Source organism: Shewanella sairae, from assembly GCF_023283535.1.
Lineage (GTDB): Bacteria > Pseudomonadota > Gammaproteobacteria > Enterobacterales > Shewanellaceae > Shewanella > Shewanella sairae.
Genome location: NZ_JAKILT010000003.1, coordinates 112,179 through 136,791, shown reverse-complemented (window position 1 = coordinate 136,791; position 24,613 = coordinate 112,179). Strand labels below are relative to the sequence as shown.

24 protein-coding genes are annotated in these 24,613 nt (G+C 44.7%); 16 read left to right on the top strand and 8 right to left on the bottom strand.

What is annotated here, in order from left to right; genetic code table 11:
• Positions 1-30: 30 nt before the first annotated feature.
• A complete protein-coding gene (locus L2748_RS02200; RefSeq protein WP_220779694.1) occupies positions 31-567 on the bottom strand; it encodes a TonB-dependent receptor in 537 nt (178 codons plus the stop codon).
• 187 nt (positions 568-754) lie between these two features.
• Here L2748_RS02200 and L2748_RS02195 point away from each other — a divergent pair, with 187 nt between their 5' ends.
• Positions 755-2,008 (top strand): mechanosensitive ion channel family protein, encoded by a 1,254-nt coding sequence (locus tag L2748_RS02195; RefSeq protein WP_220779696.1) that lies wholly within the window; start codon positions 755-757, stop codon positions 2,006-2,008.
• A gap of 101 nt (positions 2,009-2,109) precedes the next feature.
• Here L2748_RS02195 and L2748_RS02190 read toward each other — a convergent pair whose 3' ends face one another.
• Both L2748_RS02190 and L2748_RS02185 read right to left on the bottom strand, forming a co-directional pair.
• Positions 2,110-2,736 (bottom strand): LysE family translocator, encoded by a 627-nt coding sequence (locus L2748_RS02190; protein WP_220779698.1) that lies wholly within the window; start codon positions 2,734-2,736, stop codon positions 2,110-2,112.
• Positions 2,737-2,813: 77 nt separating this feature from the next.
• Positions 2,814-3,365: a lysophospholipid acyltransferase family protein gene (locus L2748_RS02185; RefSeq protein ID WP_220779704.1), complete on the bottom strand. Its 552-nt coding sequence runs from the start codon at positions 3,363-3,365 to the stop codon at positions 2,814-2,816.
• Positions 3,366-3,489: 124 nt separating this feature from the next.
• Here L2748_RS02185 and L2748_RS02180 point away from each other — a divergent pair, with 124 nt between their 5' ends.
• The gene (locus L2748_RS02180; protein ID WP_220779715.1) at positions 3,490-3,912 is read left to right on the top strand and encodes a YybH family protein; all 423 of its coding nucleotides are present in this window, start codon (positions 3,490-3,492) and stop codon (positions 3,910-3,912) included.
• Between the two features lie 147 nt (positions 3,913-4,059).
• On the opposite strand, the gene L2748_RS02175 is transcribed toward L2748_RS02180, so the two are convergent.
• Both L2748_RS02175 and L2748_RS02170 read right to left on the bottom strand, forming a co-directional pair.
• Positions 4,060-4,836, bottom strand: coding sequence for an NRDE family protein (locus tag L2748_RS02175; RefSeq protein ID WP_220779723.1), 777 nt, complete (start codon positions 4,834-4,836; stop codon positions 4,060-4,062).
• An 84-nt stretch (positions 4,837-4,920) separates the two neighbouring features.
• Complete coding sequence (locus L2748_RS02170) at positions 4,921-6,519, bottom strand: ZIP family metal transporter (protein ID WP_220779725.1); 1,599 nt, start codon at positions 6,517-6,519, stop codon at positions 4,921-4,923.
• 217 nt (positions 6,520-6,736) lie between these two features.
• On the opposite strand from L2748_RS02170, the gene L2748_RS02165 reads away from it, so the two are divergent.
• A complete protein-coding gene (locus L2748_RS02165; RefSeq protein WP_220779727.1) occupies positions 6,737-7,333 on the top strand; it encodes a YhgN family NAAT transporter in 597 nt (198 codons plus the stop codon).
• A gap of 90 nt (positions 7,334-7,423) precedes the next feature.
• Here L2748_RS02165 and L2748_RS02160 read toward each other — a convergent pair whose 3' ends face one another.
• Positions 7,424-7,987: a chorismate--pyruvate lyase family protein gene (locus L2748_RS02160; RefSeq protein WP_220779735.1), complete on the bottom strand. Its 564-nt coding sequence runs from the start codon at positions 7,985-7,987 to the stop codon at positions 7,424-7,426.
• A 153-nt stretch (positions 7,988-8,140) separates the two neighbouring features.
• On the opposite strand from L2748_RS02160, the gene L2748_RS02155 reads away from it, so the two are divergent.
• The 3 genes from L2748_RS02155 to L2748_RS02145 all read left to right on the top strand — a co-directional run bounded on the left by L2748_RS02155 (position 8,141) and on the right by L2748_RS02145 (position 10,191).
• Positions 8,141-8,542, top strand: a complete 402-nt coding sequence (locus L2748_RS02155; RefSeq protein WP_220779737.1) for a flagellar basal body-associated protein FliL — start codon at positions 8,141-8,143, stop codon at positions 8,540-8,542.
• A gap of 58 nt (positions 8,543-8,600) precedes the next feature.
• Positions 8,601-9,701, top strand: coding sequence for a 23S rRNA (adenine(1618)-N(6))-methyltransferase RlmF (rlmF, locus tag L2748_RS02150; protein WP_220779739.1), 1,101 nt, complete (start codon positions 8,601-8,603; stop codon positions 9,699-9,701).
• Positions 9,702-9,819: 118 nt separating this feature from the next.
• Positions 9,820-10,191: a nuclear transport factor 2 family protein gene (locus tag L2748_RS02145; protein ID WP_220779741.1), complete on the top strand. Its 372-nt coding sequence runs from the start codon at positions 9,820-9,822 to the stop codon at positions 10,189-10,191.
• A 7-nt stretch (positions 10,192-10,198) separates the two neighbouring features.
• Here L2748_RS02145 and L2748_RS02140 read toward each other — a convergent pair whose 3' ends face one another.
• On the bottom strand, positions 10,199-11,104 hold the full coding sequence (locus L2748_RS02140) for a helix-turn-helix transcriptional regulator (protein WP_220779743.1): 906 nt from the start codon (positions 11,102-11,104) through the stop codon (positions 10,199-10,201).
• 47 nt (positions 11,105-11,151) lie between these two features.
• Positions 11,152-11,982 carry a formate dehydrogenase accessory sulfurtransferase FdhD gene (locus L2748_RS02135; RefSeq protein ID WP_220779745.1) on the bottom strand — a complete coding sequence of 277 codons (831 nt, stop codon included), beginning with the start codon at positions 11,980-11,982 and terminating at the stop codon, positions 11,152-11,154.
• 297 nt (positions 11,983-12,279) lie between these two features.
• Here L2748_RS02135 and L2748_RS02130 point away from each other — a divergent pair, with 297 nt between their 5' ends.
• The 10 genes from L2748_RS02130 to L2748_RS02085 all read left to right on the top strand — a co-directional run bounded on the left by L2748_RS02130 (position 12,280) and on the right by L2748_RS02085 (position 24,590).
• Positions 12,280-12,747, top strand: a complete 468-nt coding sequence (locus L2748_RS02130) for a DUF3305 domain-containing protein (RefSeq protein ID WP_220779753.1) — start codon at positions 12,280-12,282, stop codon at positions 12,745-12,747.
• Positions 12,744-13,385 (top strand): DUF3306 domain-containing protein, encoded by a 642-nt coding sequence (locus L2748_RS02125; protein ID WP_220779755.1) that lies wholly within the window; start codon positions 12,744-12,746, stop codon positions 13,383-13,385. The genes L2748_RS02130 and L2748_RS02125 overlap by 4 nt, the downstream gene beginning before the upstream one ends.
• A 147-nt stretch (positions 13,386-13,532) precedes the next feature.
• Entirely contained in the window at positions 13,533-15,212 is a 1,680-nt protein-coding gene (locus tag L2748_RS02120; protein ID WP_220779757.1) for a 4Fe-4S binding protein, read from the top strand.
• 10 nt (positions 15,213-15,222) lie between these two features.
• The gene (locus L2748_RS02115) at positions 15,223-15,897 is read left to right on the top strand and encodes a TorD/DmsD family molecular chaperone (RefSeq protein WP_220779763.1); all 675 of its coding nucleotides are present in this window, start codon (positions 15,223-15,225) and stop codon (positions 15,895-15,897) included.
• Between the two features lie 174 nt (positions 15,898-16,071).
• The gene (locus L2748_RS02110; protein WP_220762252.1) at positions 16,072-16,272 is read left to right on the top strand and encodes a twin-arginine translocation signal domain-containing protein; all 201 of its coding nucleotides are present in this window, start codon (positions 16,072-16,074) and stop codon (positions 16,270-16,272) included.
• A gap of 15 nt (positions 16,273-16,287) precedes the next feature.
• Positions 16,288-19,137 (top strand): formate dehydrogenase subunit alpha, encoded by a 2,850-nt coding sequence (locus tag L2748_RS02105; RefSeq protein ID WP_220779764.1) that lies wholly within the window; start codon positions 16,288-16,290, stop codon positions 19,135-19,137.
• Positions 19,138-19,163: 26 nt separating this feature from the next.
• Positions 19,164-19,751: a formate dehydrogenase FDH3 subunit beta gene (gene fdh3B / locus L2748_RS02100; RefSeq protein ID WP_220779766.1), complete on the top strand. Its 588-nt coding sequence runs from the start codon at positions 19,164-19,166 to the stop codon at positions 19,749-19,751.
• A gap of 52 nt (positions 19,752-19,803) precedes the next feature.
• The gene (locus L2748_RS02095) at positions 19,804-20,814 is read left to right on the top strand and encodes a formate dehydrogenase subunit gamma (protein WP_220779768.1); all 1,011 of its coding nucleotides are present in this window, start codon (positions 19,804-19,806) and stop codon (positions 20,812-20,814) included.
• 704 nt (positions 20,815-21,518) lie between these two features.
• Entirely contained in the window at positions 21,519-21,716 is a 198-nt protein-coding gene (locus L2748_RS02090) for a twin-arginine translocation signal domain-containing protein (protein WP_220762260.1), read from the top strand.
• 18 nt (positions 21,717-21,734) lie between these two features.
• Positions 21,735-24,590, top strand: coding sequence for a formate dehydrogenase subunit alpha (locus L2748_RS02085; RefSeq protein WP_220779770.1), 2,856 nt, complete (start codon positions 21,735-21,737; stop codon positions 24,588-24,590).
• The last annotated feature ends 23 nt before the right edge of the window (positions 24,591-24,613 follow it).

The window sequence follows — 24,613 nt, the reverse complement described above, 5'->3', positions numbered from 1 at the left end:
TGATTGCGGCAGTGGTTTTGTTATTGCTGGCTACATTGAGTAGCCAATGCTGATTACTGCTGATTCGGTAGCTGAGTTATATCCGGCGCCAATCATAACATGCTTACCTATAACGTAGCGTAGACCGATTTCCGCGCCCCATGTGGTATCTTTATCGGTTTCCCAAACGGGTTCTGCACCGACAACATAAGGCACGATATTGGTGGTTGAAGAATATTCTGAGGTATAAGCTGCGGCACCGCTGTAGATGCTTAAATCAGCAGTCAATGTGTAACTCAGACCAAAGCGCCATAACGAATTTTGAGTGTAAGCTTCTCCCGGTGGCTCAATATAGGCATCTTCTTTTTTACTTTGGGCATAGCCTATGTAGTAGCCCCAGTCTGCATAGTCGCGATCATAGTGACGTGGAGCGAAGGTGATGCCATACATATCTTCTGCGGCAGGGATATAGTCTAAAGTTATAGCCATAACTGGAGCGGGTTTAGTTTCTGCTTCTAAACTAAAGTCATTCGCTAGAACATTTAGGCTGGTAAGGCTGATCAAGCAGGTACTCAATAATTTGTTCATGGTTTACTCCTTGCCTGATTAAGATATGAACATAGATTGTTGAGAATCTTTAGTTTACAGTCAACCAACAATGCTAAAATGCCTGCATTAATAGAGATTTGTAACTGTCTTGCTTGGATATTTTGGGCGTAATGTAGGCGAGATTTAAACAGCATGTTGCGCAATCAAATGCATTAGGAGAAAGATTTTGGACCAAGAGTTACGAGCGGGAATTGCTCACTGGTTAACTAGTATGGGCATAGATACCCAGCCTTCGGATGGTATCTCAAGCACGATTATGGTGATTGCGTGTTTAATTATTGCTTTCGCTGCTTACTTCTTTGTTAAACGTGGTGTGGTTACCACCATGAACTTGGTGATCCAACGTTCAAAAGCCCATTGGGATGACATCTTTATGCGCCATCAGGTGCTAGAAAAGATGGCGGTGATGGTGCCGATTCTCATCTTAAATATTTTAATGCCTTTGGCGCTGAGTGATCATAAGGTACTCAGTAGCCTCAGTGATCGTTTTCTGGATGTGACGATTGTGGTGCTGTTTGTTCGCGCGATTTATAGCGCATTAGACGCCGCCAATGAAATTGCTGATTACAACCTAGTGAGCCGTCGCTTGCCGATTAAGAGCTTTGTGCAGTTGGCAAAACTGTTTATGTTCTTCGTCGCGATTATTATCTCGATCTCGGTTTTAGCTGACCAATCGCCGGTCTATTTCCTAAGTGGTTTAGGTGTCGCGACCGGTTTAGTTATGTTGGTATTTAGGGATACCATTTTGGGCTTTGTCGCAGGCATTCAGTTGGCAGCTAACCGCATGGTAAGCCCTGGTGACTGGATTGAAATGGATAACTACGGTGCTAACGGTACGGTTGAAGAAGTGTCGTTAACCACTGTTAAAGTGCGTAACTTTGACCAAACCTTAACTATGCTGCCAGCTTATTCATTAACGTCGGGCTCATTTAGAAACTGGCGTGGTATGTCAGAATCTGGTGGTCGTAGAATCAAGCGTGCAGTGCAGATTGATATTCAGTCGGTACGCTTTCTTACCGAAAGTGATATGCGCAGCCTGAGCAAAATTAATTATCTAAAAGATTACTTCTCGTCGAAATCGGCAGAAATTATTACCTATAATGCTCAAGTTGAAGATGCCGATATGTATGTTAATAGTCGCCATTTAACCAACTTAGGTACATTCAGAGCTTATATCCAAGAGTACTTAACTCAGCACGATAAAATTCGTAAAGATATGACCTTGATGGTGCGCCAACTAGCACCAACAGAGCTCGGTGTACCGATTGAGCTATATATCTTCACTAACGATACCCGCTGGGAGTTTTACGAGGGAATTCAGGCGGATATTTTCGATCATATCTTTGCCATCTTGCCTGAGTTTGATTTGCGGGTGTACCAAGGCCCAACCGGAGCGGATATTCGTAGCTTACGTCACTGAGGCTTAGGTTAGCTTGAGAATCAGCTTGTAAAAATTAACAGAAAGCCAGCTCTATGCTGGCTTTTTTGTGGCTATTTTTTAGTGCAAAGAGGCAAGGCTGATTAGTTTTCGCGAGAAACTAAAATAGCTGCTAAAGCGACAAATACACCACCGCTGGTGCGGTCAAACCAATGCAGCTTATTGCTCGATTTTAGTGTTGGCGCGAGTACGTTAGCCATGCTGGCGTAAATCATCACAAAGCTGAAATCAACCACAGCCCAAGTCGTGGCCAAAATGGCTAGCTGTGGTCCTTGTGGCGCACCGATATCAATAAACTGTGGAAATAGCGCAGCAAAGAAAAGTAGATCTTTGGGATTACTAATACCAACGAAAAAAGCCTGTTTAAATAGCTGCTTTGGCGTACCTTTCCCTTCAATGTTTTTGAGCTCTAAGTCTTTGCCATCGCCTTTAGTGAGTAAGAGTTTTACCCCTAAAAATAGCAGGTAAGCTGCGCCACACCATTTTAAAATAGTAAAGCCATATTCGGTGGCACTGAGCAATGCACCTAAGCCCGCTGCGGATGCCATCATCAGTATTAACGCGGAAGTGACGCTGCCAAAAGCAGTGGCAATACTGCGACTCTTACCGTAATGAATGCCATGGCCCATAGACAAAACAGCCATGGTGCCGGGGGAGACCGCAATCAGTAAAATGGCAAACAGGTATAGCAGCCAGGTATCGAAGCTCATAGAATTTTATACAATTTGAAAAGACTGGCAGCACTATAGCCGCCTGTCATTATTTAGGCAATCGCCGTGGTAGATAGCTAAAGGGTAAAGTCAGGAATAACTTTTGGGTGGCGACCTTCAATCGAGCGGTAAAACTCAACTAGCGGTTGCATATCTTGCACAATATCGCCGCTCGGGGTGATGCCTTTATCTATGACGATGGTTTTTTTGCCAAAATCTAAGCCTACAGCAACAATTGGCACTTGGGCTTTATTGGCAATATGGTAAAAACCAGTTTTCCAACGTGTGACAGGGCTTCGAGTGCCTTCTGGCGCTAGAGCTAAGTTGAAATTAGGATTGGTTTTAAACATTTCTGCCACGGCATCGACAAGATTATTGCTTTTGCGTCTATCGACTGGTGTGCCGCCTATGGCTTTAAAGAACCAACCCCAAGGCGGAATAAACAGCTGATGCTTACCTAGAAAGTTAATATTAGCCCCGAGAACGCCACGGGCGATGACGCCGATAATAAAGTCCCAGTTACTGGTATGAGGCGCAACAATCGCAATGAATTGTTTATCGGTTGGTAAGTTGCCGGAGATCTTCCAGCCAATGAGCTTAAACAGCCCTTTACAAAATAATTGAAACATATAATGGAAACCTGCCGACCTTTTTATGAGTATTGTAGCTATATGCGGCTTTAGCCAATTGTTAGGTTGTAAGACGCATAATTAAGGTATAGTACACCTTATAGAGCTAGACCGGAGAGTAGCAATGTTTAAAAAAGCAATCAGTGTCTTATTGTTGTGCTTCGCTTTTAACGCTAATGCAGTACCAACAGATGAAATTGCGAATATTTTGGCCGAACAACAAGCTGCATGGAACCGCGGTGACTTAGATGGTTATATGCAAGGTTATTGGAATAACGAAAAAATGCGTTTCGTTTCTAATGGCAAATTCCGCTATGGCTGGCAACAAACTCTGGCTGCTTATAAGAAGCATTATCCTGATAAAGCCACTTTAGGCGAGCTGACTTTTACTATTAAAGAAACCAAAATGCTCAGCAATTATGCTGCGATTGTGGTTGGCCGTTGGTCATTGGAGCGCGCTAAAGATAATCCTAATGGCGTGTTTACGCTATTGGTTGAGAAAATCGACGACCGCTGGGTGATCACTCACGATCATACATCGGATTAAGGCGAAATAACGAGAACCCGCTAAGCTCGATTTGACATAAAAAGGAGTTGTTATGGCATTTCTATTACCTGCAGCAATACTGGTTGTTGGCTCGCTTTGGCTAATTGCCAATGCTTCACTCAGTCAGGGCAACGCAAAAGACGTAAATTAAGCGTGAGACTCGAGACTATTCGGGTCGATAACGAACTCATCTCTACCCAAGTTACGGCCCTTGCCGTCATATCTCACTTCAGTGAAGTGTACCTTGCCCTGTTTATCTTTCAGTATGATGCTGGTTGAGCGAGTACCGTATTCTTGATGCTTAATATAAATTGATGACAAATGACGTTCCCATTCAAGGCTCACTCCTGTGGTGGGAAGCTCTGAATCGGGCGCTTGGGTGTTATCGGTCATAATCGCCAATAATGCATCAATGTCTGGGCTCAAGTTGCTAGAAAGGTGTTGCTCTATTGCTTGGGTTCCACGGGCCATTTTCGGCCAAATATCGTCGAGTGCACCATTACTTATAGCGTGAAAGCCTTGGCTGAGCTGAGTGGTTTTTTGGCTGCGGCTATCAAAGCATTGCAGCAAATTTTCATCACCAAAAAGTAAATTGAATGGGTTATAAAAGCGATGATGTAACGTTAACCAATTTTGATCTATGCCCTCGCTACCTAGTGCCTTTAATACTAAGTCACCACGGCTCTTCATATCGTTTTGGTTTAGCTCAGGTGCGCGGATATTTGTAAGACCAGCGATTTGTCCTTGTTGGTTAACACCAAGCCAAGTGCCGCCAGCTTCAAGATCTTTACCTGCTAACAGTGATGCTTGTTGTGACCAAAAGTGAGCCGCTTCAGTTGGTCTATGGTGAAACTCGTCTCGATTGGCGCAGATAATAAGTGGAAACAGGGGATGTGTTTGTAGGGCGACAAATAAGATGCACATTATACGCGGCTCGATTCTAAGTCATGGTTAAAGATTAATCCCCATGACTTAGAAAAGCTAGTGTCTCAGAAGAGGCGCTAGTAACTAGTGATGATGCTTATGATCATCGTGGCTGTGATTATGCTTGTTAGTGTGCGAATGTTGCTGCACTGCTTCATGACCGTGATCATGTGCATGATCGTGCGCCTTAGGCTTAAGCACCATGAGTCGGCTTAAGAACTTACGCGGCCCTAAACGTAATAAGCTAGTGGCAAACAAAATGGCGACGATCACTAAGCAGATATTGTTCAGTGTTGCGGGTAGGTGCACCATGGCTTGCCATTTTGGATGCAGTAATTCAATTGCGCCAAGCAAGGCGATAAGCAATGCAAATAAGCTGGCTTTTTGCGACCAGTTCATCAACTTTAGCTGTGCCAAATTAAATATCGGCGCAGCGATTAATGGCAGCATTACCGCAGTGGTTGTCCAGCCACTATAAGCCAATGATAATGACAATACCGCAGCGCCTAAATTACAGAAACGCATTGGCAAAAACACCAACAGCAATACGACAACTTGCACAAGTGGGCTGGATAACGGCACTGCTGGGTGACCAATCAAATTAGCCAATACCAAGCTGAGTAAAATCCACGGTGCACTTCTATCGACCAAGTGGGCAAAGCCAAAGCGCCAAGGTGAATTGGGCAAGTACTCATGAGGGTCTGTAGGTTCTACACGACAACGAGTCAATTGCCAGCCAATAGCCAGTACCGATACCGCTTGCAGTAGTGCAAACATAGGTCCTAGCAGTAAGCCGGTAATCACAATCGCTTCAGGGCCGAGTAAACGCTGTAACCATAAGCGGCTAAGCTCTTGGTTATGCGGCGTTAAGCCAAAATGAAAACGTAAGCTAGCCACTGCATATGCAATCAATAGCACTGGTGCGATAGTCAGCATCCAATCGAGTAAATGTTCTGTTGAGTGGCTGTGGTGGTGATGCTCATGGCCGCCAGAGTCCATCATCAGCAATAAAACCAGTAATACAATACCCAGTAAGCTGCCAATACCTGCTTGGTATTCAAATTTACCTTGTTTATCGGTATCGGGTGAACCGTGAGGTTGATGCAACACCACATGCAGGATTGAACCAGTTACAAATGCCTGTAAGTAAACTGTATTTTCCAAGCTTAGGTGTGACAGCATTTGCTCGCCGGCAAAGTAACCAAAGCCTGTTAGTAGCATCATGGCAGCTAAAACCGCCATTGCCCAGCGGCTGCCTAATTGTGGCTTTAGTAGCCACCAAATAGCCACACCTACCGGTAATCTATGCAAGATGATACCGAGAGCCAGCAAAGGGGAGTTACCCTCTTGCTGAGCTAAAATCATTGCGCCACCATCGGTAATGGTATGCAGCAGTAAGCCACCAATACCTAAAAACAGGGTGAGGTTATGGGTCACCTCTGAATAACGATGGAAGAGTTTTTCGCTTAGGGTCGGTCCCCACATGCCAATAATTACGAAGACAATGGCAAGAAAGCCGCCGTGCTCTAACAGCTCAGGCAGAATATGGATCAGCACTAAGCCGCCCAGAGACACGAAAATGAATCCGTCTAGGCCTTTTTGTAGCCCATGACCTGTCGAAAAGAATCGATAGAATAGTGGGCCGAGTAAGAGTGCAATACAGCTAGCTAAGAGATACAGCATTGAGTTCCAAATTAAACTGGCAGCGCGAAAAAAACGCCATAGTATACCAGTGTTGTTGCGAATTAGCAGAGCGCAATGTTTAATTTACATTGATATTCAGTCTCAACTAATTAAAGTAAATTGTGAGTTTATGTAGTGCTATTTGCTGATTATTTGTTAGTTTACCGATAACGCATTATAGAACATTACCTTTTACAGCGATTAGAATCATTTATCTATGGATACTTTCTCAGCAGCAGTCATGTTATTTCTTATTATGGACCCGCTAGGTAACTTACCTATCTTTGCGTCTATATTACGCCATATTGAACCTAAAAAACGCCGACGAGTATTGATCCGCGAACTGCTTATCGCGTTGGTGATTATGATGCTGTTTTTGTTTGCAGGTGAAGCGATTTTAAGTTTCCTTAACCTGCGTACCGAGTCGGTGAGTATTGCGGGCGGTATTATTCTGTTTCTTATTGCGATTCGGATGATCTTTCCGCAACCCGGCGGGGTGGTTGGCTTAGCAGCCGGTGAAGAGCCGTTTATTGTACCCATGGCGATTCCGTTAATGGCTGGCCCTTCGGTGTTAGCGGCACTCATTTTACTGGCCCATACCGACAATACCCGCATGACAGACTGGACTATAGCCTTGTTATCGGCATGGGGAGCCAGCGCAGTAATTCTATTGTTCTATAAGCTGTTTACTAAAGTTCTGGGTGAGAAAGGTCTCACTGCCGTTGAGCGATTGATGGGCATGGTGCTGGTGATGATCTCGGTGCAAATGTTCCTTGATGGCGTCGCTAATTATATTAGCCATACCGGGCTATAAATGAATAGCTTAGCTCGATTGGCTGGGCGCTGGGTTTAGCCTTTGGTATAAAACGCCCACCGTAGGCGTTTTTAATTGTATAAATAACGCTTAGCTTAGTTGCTCAATAGCATGTTGTGCGGCGGGTAAAAATACCTCACTAACGACCAACTGCTCAGACTGATATTGAAAATAGCGCCTGCGTCCCCAAAGTGGCTGACTGACATCTTGTTGTAGAGATTCAGCGAGTTTGGCTATTTTGCTGCAAGCCTCAAAGTGAGCAACTTCGATTCTGCCCGGTACAAATTCATCTGCAGAGTAGAGTAATTCACCTAAAGGCCTATCACCTAAGTCTAAAAAGTCTTGTTTTTTATCGAGTAATCTTCCAGGGATTAGCGTTCGGGCAAATATCCATGGAGTGCCATCTAAGATCAGCAGTACTTCTCTAACCCAAATTTTATCGCTGCTTAGCTCTTCATCAATTGGGGCGACCAAGCTGTCTTCGCCAAGTACTTTTACTTCAAATTGACTGCAGTGCAGCTTGAGTTTTTTCGTTAAACTGCAAGTGCTTAACAACCACTCTTTGAAAGGCTGCGTGGGTAAATCGGTGATGTTATTTGGTGAAAACCATTGGATTGATTCACCATAAGGAAAGCTTAACCTAGTCACAGTCATCTAATTCTCGGTACAATACAGCAAACCGAAGCAGTCTAGCATGCTCGTGCTGCAGCAGGTAGATATAGTCTACTTAGAATGCAGCCCTTAGAGTATAAACCCATGGATTGAGAAGCTATCTCATCGATTATCGACTAGGGAGTAAGTTTAAAGATGAATAAAATAATAGCCGCATTGCTGATTACCTTATGTAGCAGTTTTACCGTATTAGCATCAGATAAGAAAGAGTTAGCAGAATATGCATATTATGGTTTTGAGCCTGAAATCGTTACTAACTATATCTCTACTCGAAAAAAGCTAGGCTATGTGAGGATCAGCGTAGAACTGATGGTGAAAAAACCTGAACAGCTGGTGAGTTTAGAAAGGCATGATCCATTATTAAGAGCTGCAATTGTAGAGATACTCGGCAATCAGACTGAAGATAAAGTGAAATCGTTAACCGGTAAAGAGCAGATCCGCCGCGAATGTTATGAAAAGATAAATCAGCTCTTACAACAAGAAACCGGCGAGACGCTCGTTGTGAACTTGCTGTTCACTAAATATTTATATGATTAATCACAAGAGCAAATACCTAGGTGCTTGCAAACTTTCTAGCGACTGACGGTATATAAAGATGAACAACGATAAGCGTAATCAATCTAAGCGTGTAAACCTGCACAAAGCGAGAAGTGCTCAAGCTAAGGCTCCTGCTGCAGTTAAAGCTGCGCATTCAGCGCTTAAAGCGCAGCCTAGTAAAGCGCTTCATCAGCGAAATCTTCATAATAATGGCTATGACTTTCCAGCATTAGCAGAAGTATTTCCAACACTTAAGCCGCATATTAAGCCTAATCCTTACGGCAATTTATCGATAGATTTCGCCGATCCTTTGGCGGTTAAAATGCTTAATGCTGCCTTGCTTAAATTGCATTACGACATCCAGAATTGGGATATTCCGCAAGGGTTTTTATGTCCGCCAATTCCAGGAAGAGCTGATTATATTCATCATGCTGCTGATCTACTGGCGGTTAAAAAGACTAATAAAAAGCGAGTGCCTAAGGGCCCTAGAGTCAAGGTGTTAGATATAGGTACTGGGGCAAATGTTATTTACCCTCTGTTAGGGATCCAATCATATGGCTGGAGTTTTGTTGCTAGCGATGTAGATCCTATCTCAATCGATAATGCGAACCACATCTTTACTTATAATCCACTGCTCGAAGATCGCTTTGAAGCGAGATTGCAGCAAGATGCCAAGCAGGTCTTTCGTGGGATCATTAACAGAGATGAGCGTTTTGATCTAACAATGTGTAATCCTCCTTTTCATGGGTCATTAGCTGAAGCAAGTGAAGGAACAGCGCGCAAGCTTAAAAATCTTGCCGCTAATAAAATAACCAAAGGGACTGATAAGCCAAAACATTCTGCTGATAATAAGCTTGATCCACTTCTTAATTTTGGTGGTCAAAAAGCGGAGTTGTGGTGTGATGGTGGTGAGCAAGCATTTTTAAAGACGATGATTACTGAGAGCTGTCAGTTTGCGAACCAGTGCTTATGGTTTACCACCTTGGTTTCTAAAAAAGAAAATCTTAAACCTGCCAAAGCGTTATTGAAAACCGTAAAGGCAGAAGAAGTTAAAGAGATTGAAATGCATCAGGGCAATAAAGTCACTCGGGTGCTGGCATGGACTTTTATGGGGTTAGCCCAAAGAGAGCTTTGGCAAAAATATAGAGATGCGCAGTAGTACATCGATGTTCTCGATTATTTTAGTAAGTGTATTAAGCTTTTACGATATTTCAAAAAGCCTAAACCTATCCTAGACTTATAGGAAGTCATATTCTTGGGTAAGAGTAGGGTCTATTGTGAATTTCAAACTGGAAAACTTGCTTGTTGAATTAGAGCTTTACTTGCAAAAGCCAGAGGTGCGCAGCTCATATGCGGAGTTAGATCGCTTAATAAGTGACGACTTCATTGAATTTGCTGCCACGGGCTGTAGTTTTGGTAAAGGCGAAGTGTTAGCGAGATTACCGGATGAGCGCTCACCTACTATTGAGACAAGTCAGTTTGCCGTTAGAGAAATTGTTGATGGGGTTTGCCAGGTTACTTACCGGGCCAAATTAAAAAAAGCTGATGATAATATCACCAGCTTTTCTATCCGCAGCTCTATTTGGCGTAAACATCAGGATATATGGCAAATCGTATTTCACCAAGGCACCCAATGTAAGCCTTTTTAATGTTTGCTTAGTGCCCGTTCCACAGTAACTTACCGCAATCGGTTAAGTCATACCCACCTAACGTTGCTGCTAGTTGCTGAGTTTGTGGCTCGGCAAGCAAGTTAAATAGTCGCTGTAGCTGACGTCTAAAGTAAATGCCCTGCGGCATAACAAAATCAAATGATTCAGTGACTAACGGTACAAAGCTAAGCCCACTTTCTAGTGCCACCGACTGACAACCAAAACCAATATCGGCATTGTTACGGGCAATGTAACCAGCCAGTTCGCGTTCACTTTGAGCCACAATGCTCGAGTTCAACTCTTCAAAAGAAGCGCCTTGCTTCATTAACCATTGCTCAAGGTGTTGTTGACTACCCGCACCCGCTTGGCGCGCAACCCAGCGCCATGACTGTTGCGACACTTTGTCCAATTCTTGGCAACGGTGATGCATATCAGGACGCATCATCAAGCCTTGTTTACGCGTATAGCCGTGGACCATTACCCATTGTTGATGATTAGCGTAGCCCTGTAATAATGCTGGATGACGCACGCTGCGCTCTTCCACGCTGCCCCAATGTAAAGTACACACATCAGCATAACCGCGAGACAGTAGATCTAGACCTAAGCGTGAGCCAGTTGAGCTGTAACTAATAAGTTCACTTTTGCCAACCTGTGACATCATTCTTGCCACAAGCATAGACAATAGCGGATCGTCACTACCGGTAATGTGCATTCGGTCTGACAACATACCGCTGTGGCATGAGTCCATTACCCACCTATCGATCAATATCTTAGGGAACAACCATTTACCGGTAATTTTAGTGGCGGGTAGAATGCGATCATTGGCCATTGAGTAGACTTTCTTTTCATTGAGATCTAGGTACTCAGATACCTGTTTGGCACTCATATAGATCAGTTCAGTCGGCTCAGTCATTATTAATCCTTGTCACGCTATTTATGGTGGTCTTTAGGTTGTATGGCTTAAGAAAGTGCATCAAATTCTATATTCTCTGCACCGTTATAAATTAAGAAGTGGCGACCTTTGGCGCGAGCTATCATGGTAATTCCAAGCTTTTGAGCCAGTTCTAGCCCCATTTGGGTTGCACCACTGCGAGACAACACCACTGGGATGCCCATTTTGGCCACTTTAATAACCATCTCTGAGGTTAAGCGACCTGTGGTATAAAACAGTTTATCGTTACCTGTATCTTGGTTAAGCCACATTTCGCCTGCTAATGTGTCAACAGCATTGTGACGGCCAACATCTTCAACAAAACCAACAATTTGATCTTGGTGGCATAAACCGCAACCGTGAACAGCACCGGCATTTTTATAGGTTTCATTATATGCACTGATATTTTTTAGTAGGCTGTAGATCATGCTTTGCTTGAGTTGTGGCGTTGGCAAATCAATATCATCCAAGCCTGTCATGAAATCACCGTAAACCGTGCCTTGACCACAGCCTGTGGTAACAGTTTTTTCAGACAGTTTTTCGTCTAAGTTTTCTATTTTTTCTGAGGTGATGATGGCCGCAGAATTTACATCCCAGTCAACAATAACCGATTCTAACTTGTTGATATCAGATATAAACCCTTGATTCTTTAGGTAGCCTAAAGATAGCGCTTCTGCACGGGCGCCCAAGGTCATTAAGGTCACAATAGGTTGCCAGTTTAGATACACAGTAAGGGGGCGTTCACAAGCAATGAATTTATCCACTTTTTCGCCATTCTCATTGATGGCTGTAACCGCGATAGTAAGAGGCACATCGGTGTCGGTTTTAATTAATTTTGGATTGCTTTTGTGTGCTGTCATATGAGCCATCGTCTGATAAAGGAAATAAATGCGTCCAATACTAAGCAATATCTATACCTAAATGTATAGGGAGTTAAACTTAGTGGTAGATCACATTTTTGTAGCTAGGGTCGCCCTTTTATGTCCTACCTATAATTGCTATTTAGACAAAATGTCCTAGTCTTTGCTTGGAATACTTGATCTAGTTCAAACTATTTAATTGATATTGTATGGCACATATATTGCTTTAACTTATAGGAGAATTTTATTTAGTGGGACTGCTATGTCGGCAGCCACCTCAGGCAAGACGGAGACTGAATGCAACATACCGAAAGCCAATGGCCAATGTACGTTTCTCTTAAAAAGATAGAGAAGCAAGTCGGAAGATGGACCTCAGTACAGTGGGAGGTAGAACAAATGCTTCCAGCTACCCACGCCGCACCTGCAGGTGCCAACCTAGTCCTACTTGAGCTACATAAAGATGAGCGTGGTAGTTACCGTATCAATATTGATATGGATAACGCCATGCTTTACATCGTCTGTGACGAAACTGAAGATGGCGAGTGGAAGCCTGTCGCTATTTCTGCAGACCAAAATGTCGCTGCAGGTTGTCTAGAAGCCGACACGCCAGTGCTAAACATTCCTATGCCAAAAGCTATCGCTTGTTGGATTGAAGCCTTTATTACCCGTCATGGTGAAGTTGAGATTTGCGCGCATCGCCGTAAGCATGTCAACCGCCGCAAGAATGAAGGTCCAAGTACCAACCATACGGAAGATAGATTATGAGCGGCTTTTTATCTCGCTGGAACCTGCGCAAGCAGCAGGTAGAAGCTGAGGGGGAAGCTGAAGTGGCTGCGGCAGAAGCGGCTGCACAAAAACTGGCTGAAGAGCAGGCGTTAGCAGCGCAAAAACAAGCTGAAGCAGAGCAAGTTGCTGAAAACGACTCAACACAAGCAACTGACGACACCAAAGCCGAAGCTGAGCCAGATAGAATTTTGACTGCTGAAGATCTACCTGATCCTGAGAAAATTGAAGTGGGTGGCAGCTTTGCTAGCTTTATGGGCGCCAATGTTGATCCCGCGACTAAGTCTGCAGCACTAAAAGCGCTTTGGAAGCAGCCTCACTATAATGAGATTGATGGCTTACTCGAATATGCATTGGATTACAGTAATCAACCCTTGCTGACGCCTGACGTGTCAGCGGAAATTGCTAAGAAAGTCTTCCGTCATATGGTTAAAGATGAAGAGCCATTGGAGCAGGAAGAATTAGCCCCTTCAGATGAGATGATTGCGGCAGAAAATTCTGTTGAAAATGAAGCCTTAAGTGATACCGAAGCAGTATCGGACATTTTGGACGGTCAGCAAGATAGCTTGTCCCAAAATGAACCAAAAAGCAGCGATGTGCCAACTGGAAAAGTTGTTTAACGTCACTATAGAGTATTTTTAATTCCATAAATTTGGTATGTGAATTGCTGTATTAGTGAGTAATAAAAAGCTGATGCCAAGATAGGCATGATGAGAACAGCGATACTCGTATACGGAAGCAGCCAAAGAACTGTTCAGGAACGCAATGTGAGCAATAGTGAAACGCAAGTCGGACTCAAAGAGGTTCGTCAAAAGGTCCTTGCTGGCACTCAGGTGATTCAAAACCTGATCCCGCCGACCGTTAGCTACACCACCGAAGGCAACGTCTTGGTCATCGGCCCGGAAGATTTGGCACGCCTAGCGGCAGACAAATTGTCCAGCATGGGTCAGTGCGCGATTTTGGCCAATGAGCCAATCACCAGCCAAGATGAAGATCACCTTGAAAAAGTAATGAATGCTGCTGAAAACGTAGAAAGTTATTACAACAAGCTAATCGAAATCAAAGGTTTCCTAGGCCAGTTCCAAGTTAAGGTTGAACACGATAACGGCAGTGCAGAACTTAGCACTGTGGCTATTCGTAAAGCCCACTTCGACTTGATCCTTGATTTGAGCATGAGCCCATGCATCAATCTAGAAATGCTGCCGCCAGGCTACTTCTATGTGGGTCAAGATAAAGCTAAGCTGGCTGATGCGCTTGAACAGTTGCCGGATCTTATCGGTTCATTTGATAAGCCACGTTACGTGAAAATCAACAGCGACATCTGTGCTCATAACCGTAATGGTAATGAAGGCTGCACCCGTTGCTTAAACTTCTGCCCTGCAGACGCGATTTCAAGTGTTGCAAAGAAGATTGAAATAGACCCATACCTTTGTCATGGCGCTGGTAGTTGTACTAATGCTTGTCCAACAGGCGCAATTAGTTATGACTTGCCAACACCGCAAGCTATGCATACATACTTGCAAAAACTAGTGACTAAGTTCCGCGCAGAAGCGCAGGTTGCACCGGTTATTCTTTTCCATGATATGGGCAAAGGCGCACAGTTAGTGACTGACGCACTTGCGGGTGAAATCATTCCAATCGAAATGGAAGAGATCACGGTTGCGAGCATGGATCATTGGTTCTCTGCTCTAGCATGGGGCGCACGTCAAATTTTGGTGCTGCAAACAGATGTAACTGCACCAACACTGACGCAGATGCTGAACGGTGAGCTTTCACTAGCTAACGACATCCTTGATGAAATGGGTCAGCCACAACGCATTAGCCTAATCACTGAAGCGCATTTGACTGAAGCGGGGGCGAGTGAGTTATCTGAGTTGCTAAACACCAGTGCAAGCTGGCCAGTGATTGTGCCTGCTGAATTTGCTGCAACCACTAAGCGTGAAACCATTTACAACGCAATCGATCATCTAAATGAACAAGCTGCATCGGTTGATACCTGTTTGTCTCAAAGTAATATTCCATACGGTCAAGTGAGCGTTAACACCGAGAACTGTACCTTGTGTATGTCTTGTGTGGCGACTTGTCCTACTTGGGCATTAACAGACGGTGGTGACCGTCCTGCATTGCACTTTGTTGAGCAAAATTGTGTGCAGTGTGGATTATGTGAAACAGCCTGTCCTGAGAACGTTATCAGCTTAACGCCTCAGGTTAATCTCGATAAAGCTGCGCGTCAGGAGCGTCAAACCCTGCATGAGGAAGCCCCGTTCGAATGTATTACTTGCGGCACACCGTTCGCAACGCAATCCATGGTGAAACGGATGTTAGATGTGGTTGGAACCCACAGTGCCTTCAGTGCCAACACAGACCGTTTAAAGATGTGTGGTGACTGTCGAGTTAAAGACATGTTTGAAGACATTCTTCAAGATCCTGAAAAGCAACTGCGATAAGAGTTTAACCATGACCGAATTAGTAAGAGAAGTTTCAGAAAACGATCAGCTAAGAGCCGATATTTATCAGTTGCTAGCAGCGTTATTACGTCGCCAACCAAGCCCTGAGTTGCTTGCGTTCTTATCGGGCTTAGAAATTGATGCTGATGACGACAGCGATATGACTAAAGCTTGGGTTGGACTTAAATTAGCCGCACAGCAATTCAGTGATGAGCAGCTTGAAGATGAGTACTTTAACGTATTCCTTGGTGTTGGTTGTGGCGAAATCCTGCCTTACGGCAGCTGGTTTATGACTGGCTCGTTGATGGATAAGCCATTAGCACTACTACGTAATGACCTAATGCAATTAGGTTTTGAGCGTGAAGAAGAAGTAAAAGAGCCAGAAGATCACGTTGCTGCACTTTGTGAAGTAATGGGCACCTTGATTTTAGAAGCACCTGGCTACCGTCAGCTTGCGTTTTATCAGCGCCACATGGGTAGCTGGATTGAGCGCTTCTGCGATAGCTTAGCTAAGGCGCCAAGTGCAGCTTTCTATGCAACAGTGGCTCAACTTGCTAAAGCATTCTTCGTGATTGAAGCGAAAGAGTTTGAACAGTTAAGTCTAAACATTCCGGTTAACTGCCCAGGCAGCGAAGCGGAAAGTGTAGAAAAGATTGAGCCATCTACCAATGAGTTAGCGTCTTAAGCGCGACTGGTAGAGGTTTAGATTTATGTCAGTTCAGAGTGTTTTGTTCATCGATAGACCTGAGCTGACATAGACAAAAAATGGGAGTCTTATTAATAAGCGCCCAACAAGAACTGGATAGAGAGTTTAGTGATAAGCAATTTATCTTAATTTTAGGAAATCTAAGGAGACACTATGAAGAAGCAAGCTTCCGACATGGGCCGTCGTCAATTGCTTAAAGCATTGGCAATAGGCAGTGCGGCTGGCGCAGTTGCAACTGCAAGTGGACAAGCTCTTGCCGCAGAACCTGAAGCAACGCCAGTTGCCAAAAAAGGGACCGGCTACCAAGAGTCTGACCATGTTCGTAGTTATTACGACACACTGCGCAGTAAATAATTAAAGGAGAGTGTGATGCGATTAACCCGCAAAACAGACCAAGCTGCTGCAAGCAATAAAGCAGTTTTAGGTTTAAACCGTCGCCAATTCCTCAAGTCCGCGAGCCTCGCGACAGGCGGTATTGCAGCGGCATCAATGCTAGGCGCAGGAATGATGCGCAAAGCAGAAGCAAAAGATATTCCCCACGACACCCCCACCGAAACTAAACGTACTATCTGTTCTCACTGCTCTGTAGGCTGTGGTGTTTATGCCGAAGTTCAAAATGGCGTATGGACAGGTCAGGAGCCAGCATTCGATCACCCGTTTAACGCTGGTGGACACTGTGCAAAAGGTGCTGCGCTGCGTGAACACGGTCACGGTGAGAAGCGTCTTAAGTATCCAATGAAGTTAGAAGGCGGCAAGTGGAAGCGCCTTTCATGGGAACAAGCAATTGAAGAAGTAGGTCAACAAGCACTCGATATTCGTAAAGAATCGGGTCCTGACTCAGTATTCTTCATGGGTAGTGCCAAGTTCTCTAACGAACAAGCTTATATGTACCGCAAATTTGCGGCAATGTGGGGCACCAACAATGTCGACCACTCTGCACGTATTTGTCACTCTACCACTGTAGCCGGTGTTGCAAACACTTGGGGCTATGGTGCGCAAACTAACTCGTTTAACGATATTCGTAACGCTAAAGCGATGATGTTTATCGGTTCTAACCCTTGTGAAGCTCACCCTGTTGCGATGCAACATATCTTGGAAGGCAAAGAGCGCGGCGCGAAAATTATCGTTGTCGACCCTCGTTTCACCCGAACTGCAGCTAAGTCTGACGAGTTCGTGCATATTCGTCCAGGTACGGATATTCCTTTCATTTATGGTTTGTTATGGCACATCTTTGAGAACAGCTGGGAAGATCAAACCTTCATCGACCAGCGTGTTTACGGTATGGAACGTATCCGCGAAGAGGTGAAGAAGTATCCTCCAGCTGAAGTGGCTAACATTGTCGGTGCGACTGAAGAGCAGATGTACCGCGTAGCTAAGCTACTGGCAGAAACTAAGCCGGGTACAGTTGTTTGGTGTATGGGTGGTACTCAGCACCACGTGGGTAATGCCAATACTCGTGCTTACTGTATCCTACAGCTTGCCCTTGGTAACATGGGTGTGTCAGGTGGTGGTACTAACATCTTCCGTGGTCACGATAACGTACAGGGTGCAACGGACTTCGGTTTATTGTTTGATACGCTACCGGGCTACTACGGTCTTAAGACCGGTTCTTGGAAGCACTGGTGTAACGTGTGGGACTTGGATTACGAATGGGTTAAGAGCCGTTTCGATCAACAGCCACACCTTGGCCAAGATCCTATGACATCAACCGGTATTCCGTGTTCTCGTTGGCACGATGGTGTACTTGAAGACAAGTCTAAGATTGCTCAGAAAGACAATATTCACATGGCATTCTTCTGGGGGCAGTCGGTTAACACTGAAACCCGTGGCCGTGAAGTGCGTGAAGCATTAAACAAAATGAAGACAGTTGTGGTTGTGGATCCATTCCCAACTATGGCGGGTGTGATGCACGAACGTACCGACGGCGTTTACTTGCTACCTGCTGCAACACAGTTTGAAACTTACGGTTCAGTATCTGCTTCAAACCGTTCACTGCAGTGGCGTTCTCAAGTCATTGAACCGCTATTCGAGTCTAAGCCTGACCATGTGATCATGTACAAGCTAGCCAAGAAGTGGGGCATTGAGAAAGAATTCTGTAAGCATATCAAGGTTAATGGCGATGAGCCGTTGATTGAAGATATGACTCGCGAATTTAACAAAGGTATGTGGACCATTGGTTACACAGGTCAGAGTCCAGAACGTCTGAAGATGCACCAAGAAAACTGGGGCACGTTCGATATTAAATCGCTTGAGGCACCAGGTGGCCCAGCTAAAGGTGAAACCTACGGTTTACCTTGGCCATGTTGGGGTACGCCAGAGATGAAGCACCCAGGTTCACAGATCTTGTATCGCACAGGTCGTGAAGTCATAAACGGTGGTGGTAACTTCCGTGCCCGTTATGGTGTTGAACATAATGGTGTAAACATTTTGGCTGAAGGTTCTTACTCTAAGGGCAGTGAAATCAAAGATGGCTATCCAGAGTTTACCGACAAGATGCTTAAGCAGCTTGGTTGGTGGGACGACCTTACTGCAGAAGAGAAAGTCCACGCAGAAGGCAAGAACTGGAAGACAGATATTTCTGGTGGTATTCAACGTGTTGCTATTAAGCACGGTTGTATTCCGTACGGTAATGCTAAAGCGCGTTGTATTGTTTGGAACTTCCCTGATGATATTCCACTACACCGTGAGCCGCTATATACGCCTCGTCGTGACTTGGTTGCTAAGTACCCAACTTACGAAGACCGTATGGTTGCGCGACTTCCTACCCTGTATAAAACAATTCAGGAACAGGATTTCACTAAAGGCTTCCCATTAGTTATTACTACTGGCCGTTTGGTTGAGTACGAAGGTGGTGGTGAAGAAACACGTTCTAACCCATGGCTTGCTGAGCTTCAGCAAGAGATGTTTATCGAGATCAATCCAGCTGATGCTGCTGATCGCGGTATCCGTGATGGTGATGATGTGTTCGTTCATAGTCCAGAAGGTGCGAAAATCACTGTTAAGGCTATGGTCATTCCACGAGTTGTGCCAGGCGAATGTTTCATGCCATATCACTTCGCGGGTGTATTCGAAGGCAAGAGCCTAGAGAAGAACTATCCAGAAGGAACGGTTCCTTATGTGATTGGTGAAGCTGCCAATACCGTAATGACCTATGGTTATGATGTTGTGACTCAGATGCAAGAGACGAAAGCGAGCTTGTGTCAGGTCAGCAAAGCCTAATTAACTTGATGAGGAGATAAGCCATTATGGCAGTCATGAAATTCTTATGTGACACCAAGCGCTGCATCGAGTGTAACGGTTGCGTCACAGCATGTAAAAACGAAAACGCCTCAGCCATTGGCTGGGGGATCCAACGTCGTCGCGTAGTCACTCTACATGACGGTGAGCCAGGTGAAGCATCAATCTCAGTCGCGTGTATGCACTGTACTGATGCACCTTGTATGGCAGTTTGTCCGGCAGATTGTTTCTACCGTACTGAAGATGGCATCGTATTACACAATAAAGAAACCTGTATTGGTTGTGGTTATTGTTTCTATGCTTGTCCTTTCGGCGCGCCACAGTTTCCACAAAAGGATGCTTTTGGTAGCCGCGGTAAGATGGATAAATGTACTTTCTGTGCCGGTGGTCCTGAGCCAGACTTCTCTGAAGCTGAGCGTAAGCTTTACGGTGCAAACCGTATTGCGGAAGGTAAACTACCTATGTGTGCGGAGCTTTGTGCAACTAAAGCACTGTTGGCGGGTGATGCTGGTGTAGTATCTGATATCTTCCGTGAACGTTCTGCTGCACGACGCGCGCCAGGTACGATTTGGGGTTACACCCCAACTACTGGTTAGCAAGGCTGAGTGGGCTAAAAACGTTGGTTTTTAGCCCAATAAAGGAGTGAGTATGTTTATGAAATCACTGCGCAGCCTTTTTGCTTTGCTAGTTATCCCTTTGGTTCTTTCAATGGGGTTGGGGCTTAGCACCTCCGCAATGGCTGCAGATGAACAATCGAGTCAACAGCAGGCGGCTAAAACCAGTGACGCTGATCTTTGGCGTGCAGTAAAAGCAGGTGAGTCAGGTTACACCGTGGCAGAAGGTGTTGAGCCGGGTGTATTAATTAACGTAGTGGGTAACGAAGGTAAAAACGTTCGCAATCAGTATTTAACTCCTGTTATGGGGATTACGGTTGTTGGCGTATTTGCTGCGTTCCTATTCTTCTACCTAGTAAATGGTCCTTCAAAGTTAAGTAAGGGCTTTTCAGGCAAGATGGTATTACGTTGGTCAAAAGCTGATTTATGGATTCACTGGATAATGGCAACGGCTTGCTTAGCGCTGATATTCACGGGTCTTAACATCATGTTAGGTCGGTATGTATTGCAACCTTACATCGGTGAGGGCCTATGGGCTGCACTGATTTACGGTAGTAAAACTGTTCACGATTGGGTTAGCCCTATTTTTATCGTGTCATGGATATTGTGTATCGTTAAATGGATGCCAATGCAGACCTTCAAGATGTATGACTTAAAATGGTTCTTAGTGGTTGGTGGTTACGTCAACTTTGGTCCATTTAAAGGCAAACACCCTGATAGTGGTTTTGCTAACGCCGGTGAAAAATTGTGGTTCTGGAGCCTAGCATTATTTGGCTTATTTATCGCAGCTTCGGGCTTAATGTTAGTATTACCAGGGCTTGATTTGCCGCGTGAAGCGTCAATGGCTGCACTGCTAATTCACTCGATTAGTGCCATTATTATTATCGCGTTTACTATCGTTCATATTTGTATGGCGACGGTACTCAGTGAGGGTGGTATGGAGTGTATGGTATCTGGCTACTGTGATGAAAATTGGGCTGTTCAGCATCACAACGTTTGGTACGATGAAATTAAAGAAAATAACAGCATAGTTTATAAAGACTAGCGTTAGCTTTACTTTCATCTAAAAATGCCTCGACTTAGTCGGGGCATTTTTGTTTTTATCGCCATTTCTAATGGCATATCTTCTCAACTATTGAATCAATATTTGAGTTCACTAACGTTATTGCTAACAATGACTTTCAATAAAATTACTAACTATCAGCTTGTTATATAAGCTTTATCTCTATTAGAAAGCTATGTGGCGATCAGGTTCACTTTTAGGTTGTTGTTTTTTGGTAGCAAATCTGTGTATCGACTTGCTGCGCTAACTGACTTTAATAGAGTGTGGATATGGTATTTTGTATAAAAAATATTCCTGTGGATTTTTAAATGTTAATAATTAGCATTTATATAAGTAAACCCTGTAATGTTCTGTATTTGTTAAATTTTAAAGGGTCATCATCAGTCTACTCATCTGTGTAAGTTTGATTTTCTACACAGTTTTTTCGCTTTTAAATATGCGCTAGTTAACACTTTTGCCTTACCCCTCCTAATAGTCGAAATTTAACCTATCTCAGATCAATTTTTCTTAAGCTAATTTTCTTTATATTAGCCCTGCAATTTTGTTGGATACCTCTAATAAGTAAACAAATTTTACATTGTGGATCATTAGCTTAACAACTGCGTGGTTGTCGGTGTGAACGTTAGCATTATTAGGTTTATCTTAATTTTTATAATGAGAGTATTCCTTATCTTCCAGGAGTAAGAATGAACAAGCAACAGCCTGATCTGAATCGCAGATCTTTGCTGAAAGCACTGACTATTGGTGGCACCGCAAGTGTCGCAATCGCCGCAACAGGCGTCAGTGTTGCCCAAGCAAGTGAAACTAAAGTCAGTTCAAAGAATGACAATGGCTATCATGAAACTGCACACATTCGTAGTTATTACAACAGTTTACGCGGATAGTTTAGGAGAATTAAAGCGATGAAGTTAACTCGCAAATCCAATGCGGCACCAGCCACAGAGAAAAAAACTCTAGGTCTTAGTCGTCGTCAATTTATGAAGCATGCAGGTATTACATCTGGTGGTATCGCAGCGGCTTCTTTGTTGGGCACCGGCATGATGCGTCGTGCAGAAGCCAAAGACGTGCCATATGATGCACCAACTGAAATTAAGCGTACTGTATGTAGTGCGTGTGCGGTAGGTTGTGGTTTATACGCAGAAGTACAAAACGGCGTATGGACAGGTCAAGAGCCAGCTTTCGACCACCCATTCAATGCCGGCGGTCACTGTGCTAAAGGTGCTGCACTGCGTGAACATGGTCACGGTGAAAAGCGTCTTAAGTACCCAATGAAGCTTGTTGATGGCAAGTGGAAGAAACTCTCTTGGGAGCAAGCTTACAACGAAGTTGGCGACCAAATGCAGACCATTCGTAAAGAATCTGGTCCTGACTCTGTTTACTTTATGGGTAGCGCTAAGTTCTCGAACGAAGGCTGCTACATGTACCGTAAATTTGCGGCAATGTGGGGCACGAACAACGTCGACCACTCTGCACGTATTTGTCACTCTACCACTGTAGCCGGTGTTGCAAACACTTGGGGTTATGGTGCGCAAACTAACTCTTTCAACGACATCCAGAATGCTAATGCAATCTTCTTCATCGGTTCAAACCCGGCTGAAGCGCATCCAGTTGCTATGCAGCATATCTTGATCGCCAAAGAGAAAAACAACGCTAAAATCATCGTGGTTGACCCACGTTTCTCTCGTACAGCTGCTCACGCAGATCTGCACTGTGGTCTACGTCCTGGTACTGATATTCCATTCATCTACGGTATGCTTTGGCACATCTTCGAAAACGGTTGGGAAGATAAGACATTTATCGAACAACGTGTATTCGAAATGGACACGATTCGTGAAGAAGTAAAGAAGTTCCCACCTAAAGAAGTTGAGAACATCACAGGCTGCACAGAAGAAGAAGTTTACCAAGCGGCTAAAATGATGGCCGATAACCGTCCAGGTACGGTTGTTTGGTGTATGGGTGGTACTCAGCATCACGTCGGTAATGCTAACACTCGTGCTTACTGTATCCTGCAGCTAGCGCTAGGTAACATGGGCGTGTCTGGTGGTGGTACTAACATCTTCCGTGGTCACGATAACGTACAGGGTGCAACTGACTTAGGTCTATTGTTCGATACGCTACCAGGTTACTACGGTCTTAAGACGGGTTCTTGGAAGCACTGGTGTAACGTTTGGGACCTAGATTACGGTTGGGTTAAAGATCGTTTCGACCAAAACTCATACCTAGGCCGCATTCCAATGAACACGCCGGGTATTCCTTGTTCACGTTGGCACGACGGTGTATTAGAAACACCTGAGAAGCTAGCGCAGAAAGATCGTGTGCGTATGGCGTTCTTCTGGGGGCAATCAGTTAACACTGAAACCCGTCAGCGTGACGTACGTGATGCACTTGATCAGATGGACACGGTAGTGGTTGTGGATCCATTCCCAACTATGGCGGGTGTTATGCACCGTCGTAAGAATGGTGTTTATCTATTACCAGCAGCGACCCAGTTCGAAACCCAAGGTTCTGTGTCTAACTCTGGCCGTTCACAACAGTGGCGTGAGCAGGTTATTGAGCCTTTATTCGAATCTAAAACTGACCTTGAGATCATGTACCGTCTATCGCAAAAGCTTGGTTTTGCAGATGAGTACACTAAGCGTATTGCTAAAGATGCAAATGACGTTCTAGTGATTGAAGACATTACTCGCGAAATCAACCGCGGTATGTGGACCATTGGTATGTCAGGTCAAAGCCCTGAACGCTTGAAGCTACACACCCAAAACTGGGGTACATTCAGCAACAAGACCCTTGAAGCTGCTGGCGGCCCTGCTAAAGGTGAAACTTACGGTCTACCTTGGCCATGTTGGGGTACACCAGAGCAGAAGCACCCTGGTACCCAGATCCTTTATAACACAAACAAACACGTACTTGAGGGCGGTGGTAACTTCCGTGCTCGTTACGGTGTTGAGTATAAAGGTAAGAACCTACTTGCTGAAGGTAGCTACTCTAAAGGCGCTGAAATCCAAGACGGTTACCCAGAGTTCACAGCTGACATGCTTAAGCAACTTGGCTGGTGGGACGACCTAACTGCGGCTGAAAAAGCTGAAGCTGAAGGTAAGAACTGGAAGACCGATATCTCTGGTGGTATCCAACGTGTGGCAATGAAGCACGGTTGTATTCCATTCGGTAACGCTAAAGCACGCTGTATTGTTTGGACATTCCCAGACGAAGTACCCGTTCACCGTGAGCCGCTATATACGCCACGTCGTGATCTTGTGTCTAAGTACCCAACATATGCTGACATGCAAGTACACCGTCTACCAACACTGTACAAGACTATTCAAGATATAGACTCAGCAGCTAAGTATCCGCTAGGTCTGACTTCTGGTCGTTTAGTTGAGTACGAAGGTGGTGGTGAAGAATCGCGTTCAAACCCATGGTTGGCAGAACTTCAACAAGAGATGTTTGTTGAGATTAACCCAGCTGATGCGGCAGATCGCAGCATTCGTGACGGCGACACAGTATGGCTAGAAGGTGCTGAAGGTGGTCGTATTAAGATTAAGGCAATGGTCACTCCACGCGTTAAGCCTGGTGTTACTTGGATGCCTTACCACTTCGCGGGTGAAATGCACGGTGAAAGCTTAGCGCCTAACTACCCAGAAGGTACGGTTCCTTACGTTATTGGTGAATCAGCTAACACTGCATTGACTTATGGTTATGACCCTGTGACTCAGATGCAGGAAACCAAAGCATCGCTTTGTCAGATCACTAAAGCCTAAGTGCAGAATTAGCTAGGAGAATT

Coding starts and splice junctions, on each gene's coding strand:
- L2748_RS02180 (WP_220779715.1), top strand. CDS start 3,490: ATGTTTAAAAAAGCAATCAGTGTCTTATTGTTGTGCTTCGCTTTTAAC.
- L2748_RS02130 (WP_220779753.1), top strand. CDS start 12,280: ATGCAACATACCGAAAGCCAATGGCCAATGTACGTTTCTCTTAAAAAG.
- fdh3B (WP_220779766.1), top strand. CDS start 19,164: ATGGCAGTCATGAAATTCTTATGTGACACCAAGCGCTGCATCGAGTGT.
- L2748_RS02095 (WP_220779768.1), top strand. CDS start 19,804: ATGTTTATGAAATCACTGCGCAGCCTTTTTGCTTTGCTAGTTATCCCT.
- L2748_RS02110 (WP_220762252.1), top strand. CDS start 16,072: ATGAAGAAGCAAGCTTCCGACATGGGCCGTCGTCAATTGCTTAAAGCA.
- L2748_RS02200 (WP_220779694.1), bottom strand. CDS start 567: ATGAACAAATTATTGAGTACCTGCTTGATCAGCCTTACCAGCCTAAAT.
- L2748_RS02170 (WP_220779725.1), bottom strand. CDS start 6,519: ATGCTGTATCTCTTAGCTAGCTGTATTGCACTCTTACTCGGCCCACTA.
- L2748_RS02185 (WP_220779704.1), bottom strand. CDS start 3,365: ATGTTTCAATTATTTTGTAAAGGGCTGTTTAAGCTCATTGGCTGGAAG.
- L2748_RS02125 (WP_220779755.1), top strand. CDS start 12,744: ATGAGCGGCTTTTTATCTCGCTGGAACCTGCGCAAGCAGCAGGTAGAA.
- L2748_RS02090 (WP_220762260.1), top strand. CDS start 21,519: ATGAACAAGCAACAGCCTGATCTGAATCGCAGATCTTTGCTGAAAGCA.
- L2748_RS02085 (WP_220779770.1), top strand. CDS start 21,735: ATGAAGTTAACTCGCAAATCCAATGCGGCACCAGCCACAGAGAAAAAA.
- L2748_RS02115 (WP_220779763.1), top strand. CDS start 15,223: ATGACCGAATTAGTAAGAGAAGTTTCAGAAAACGATCAGCTAAGAGCC.
- L2748_RS02190 (WP_220779698.1), bottom strand. CDS start 2,736: ATGAGCTTCGATACCTGGCTGCTATACCTGTTTGCCATTTTACTGATT.
- L2748_RS02105 (WP_220779764.1), top strand. CDS start 16,288: ATGCGATTAACCCGCAAAACAGACCAAGCTGCTGCAAGCAATAAAGCA.
- L2748_RS02160 (WP_220779735.1), bottom strand. CDS start 7,987: ATGACTGTGACTAGGTTAAGCTTTCCTTATGGTGAATCAATCCAATGG.
- L2748_RS02140 (WP_220779743.1), bottom strand. CDS start 11,104: ATGACTGAGCCGACTGAACTGATCTATATGAGTGCCAAACAGGTATCT.
- rlmF (WP_220779739.1), top strand. CDS start 8,601: ATGAACAACGATAAGCGTAATCAATCTAAGCGTGTAAACCTGCACAAA.
- L2748_RS02165 (WP_220779727.1), top strand. CDS start 6,737: ATGGATACTTTCTCAGCAGCAGTCATGTTATTTCTTATTATGGACCCG.
- L2748_RS02155 (WP_220779737.1), top strand. CDS start 8,141: ATGAATAAAATAATAGCCGCATTGCTGATTACCTTATGTAGCAGTTTT.
- L2748_RS02135 (WP_220779745.1), bottom strand. CDS start 11,982: ATGACAGCACACAAAAGCAATCCAAAATTAATTAAAACCGACACCGAT.
- L2748_RS02175 (WP_220779723.1), bottom strand. CDS start 4,836: ATGTGCATCTTATTTGTCGCCCTACAAACACATCCCCTGTTTCCACTT.